The 2,485-nt window shown below is 42.9% G+C and carries 1 protein-coding gene; it reads right to left on the reverse strand.

Annotation, left to right across the window (positions count from 1 at the left end; translation table 11 throughout):
• Window positions 1-114: 114 nt before the first annotated feature.
• Window positions 115-1,923, reverse strand: coding sequence for a reverse transcriptase/maturase family protein (locus BSCG_RS00160; protein ID WP_008655903.1), 1,809 nt, complete (start codon window positions 1,921-1,923; stop codon window positions 115-117).
• Between the last annotated feature and the right edge of the window lie 562 nt (window positions 1,924-2,485).

The raw sequence follows: 2,485 nt of genomic DNA on the forward strand, positions 1-2,485 counted from the left end.
CGTAGGCTCGGTACAGAACGCCTTACTGCCTTTCGGCAGTAGGTTTTCCCGTACCTGCCCCCAAACCGTACTTGCATGTCTCCACGCATACGGCTCTCCGTTGATAACATGACTTTATTTAGCATGGCTGTGTATTTTGGCATAACACTTTTCACAGACAACCAATGTCTTCCTATGCTTTTCAAGCATCAGCCTGTCGCATTCAGTTTTTCCTTTAAGCTGATTTAGCTTTCTGACATGACGCATGACTACAGGTCCGACTTTTCCACATAATTCACATGTTCTCGCATCCAATCGCTCAGTAAGTGTCGGCTGTGGAATTGCGATTGTGTAGGATAAGTCGTTTACCTCCGTATAGTACATTGGTGGTTTACGTTTGAATCCCTCATTATAGAATTTCCTGTACCGTAATTTACCTTTTGCATCCTGATATGGCACTATAATGTCATTCCCAACCTTATATTTGTCAATGACTTTGCTTACAGTGCTATTGGTTTTTCCTGCAATGGTATGGTACATACTGTACTCCATGATGTATCCAAACTTTGAGAGCGCGTATGCCACGTTGTTGGCAATGCAGTAGTAGTTGTAGAACCCTCTGATTTCAGAGTTATATGCCGCCACTATGTCCTCGATTTTCTTCTTCATAAGATTGCCTCTGAACTTTGCAAACCAAACTTGTCGGCCATTTTCTACCTTGTATCTGATGGCGCTGTATTCTTCCAGTTTGTTCCGCACCGTTTCTATGGCGACCTTTAGGACTATCTTACCGTTGTAATAACGGGCTGGCACATTGTTCTTGTCCCGCTTGATAGCATCAGACTTACGGACTGAAACATCGAAGCCAAGAAATTTCGCGGGCTTTTGTGCGTTTGTTATCAATGTCTTTTCCTGTGACAGTTCCAGCTTGAGGTTTTCTTCCATATACTTGGTAATGTCCGACTTGATTTTAACGCACTCTGCCTTGCTTCCGATAACACCAATGAGGAAATCATCTGCGTATCTTACGTATCGAAGCCTTCTGTATGTTTCATCCATACTGTCTCTGCTCTCAATCTTTTGCCTTTCACGTCTCAGTTTCTCATACTCATCCCTAAGCTGTAATCTGACATCTGCATCCTGTATGTTCTTGATGCTTTTAAGGATGCGTTGCATCTTATCGCTAAGTTGCTTGTATTCTTTGGTGATGTGTCTTTCTTTTCCCTTATTGAAGCGTAGGGCGTATTCTTCCATATACTTGTCAAAATTATCAAGATAAATGTTTGCCAGTATAGGACTGATATTACCGCCTTGTGGAGTTCCCTTGTTTGTATTATGAAACTTCCAGTCTTCAATATATCCCGCATTCAACAACTTGCGGATAAGCCTTAGAAATCTATCATCGGCAATCCGTTTCCGCAAAGTTGCAATCAATACATTGTGGTCTATGTTGTCGAAGAATCCTTTAATGTCTCCTTCCACAAACCATTTTGTACCTGTAAATGTCTTTTGGATATGGGTCAATGCGGTATGGCAGCTTCTGTTTGGTCTGAATCCATGTGAGGTGTTTGCAAACACCTCTTCATAGACGGCTTCAAGAATCATGCGCACCACCTCCTGTACAAGTTTGTCCTCAAAGGAAGGAATTCCAAGCGGTCTTTTCTTACCGTTTTTCTTGGGTATGTATATCCTTTTTGCCGGATTAGGCTTGTAAGACTCATCTCTCAAAGATGCAATGACTTTGTTTATTCTTTGAAGACTCATCCGATTGATGGTTTTCCCATCCGCACCGGGTGTCATATTGCCTGGTTTGGCGTAAATACGCTGGTAAGCAACATGAAACATCTCCTCATTGAATAAGATACGGTACAGCCTTTCGAACTTGTAATCCGAAACTTTACCATGCTTGTTTAAAGCTTTTAATACTTGCTCAGGACTTCTCATAATGTCTCACACATTTTCCATTATTTGTATTAAGTTATCTAACTGCTTCCCTTCGCCATGTACAAGGCTTTCCCTTGCTCGGACTACTACGGAAGCTCCGTTCCCATGTCAGATATTCAGGGTCCTATGCCCATAGCCTTACGGCATTCTGATTTAGGGAATCCCCATTTGCTTTCACAATAACTGTTTGGCTCGGCAGACTGTCGGATGCGACTTACGTTCCTATTCCACTTATTGTGGTTGCTCTGAAGCCAGCTCCTGCTCCATTGTAATTTCGGTTTACATGGGGTGCTTCAGCCCGACGTGAATCAAATACCTTTCGTCGGGGCTGGTACGTGTGCAGCAGAACTATCGTTCAACCAATCAGGCTTCATCCTTGTGTCTGTCTTTTCCTCTCGCCATGCAGTCGCAGCTTGGTATTTAGCTGACTAATGACTTTACCGACATGCTTTTGTCACCTTTGGATTTCTCCTCCAGCTAAGTCGTTGAGGATAGGTCTGTTGAACTCTAACCTAATCTCTTGCCATAGAGATATTTATTGTGTAGCCTATATGGGCGCATC

It is taken from the genome of Bacteroides sp. 2_2_4, from assembly GCF_000157055.1.
In the GTDB taxonomy this organism is placed as follows: Bacteria; Bacteroidota; Bacteroidia; order Bacteroidales; family Bacteroidaceae; genus Bacteroides; species Bacteroides ovatus.

Excerpts from the sequence above, each read along its gene's own strand:
- BSCG_RS00160 (WP_008655903.1), bottom strand. The coding sequence starts at position 1,923 with ATGAGAAGTCCTGAGCAAGTATTAAAAGCTTTAAACAAGCATGGTAAA.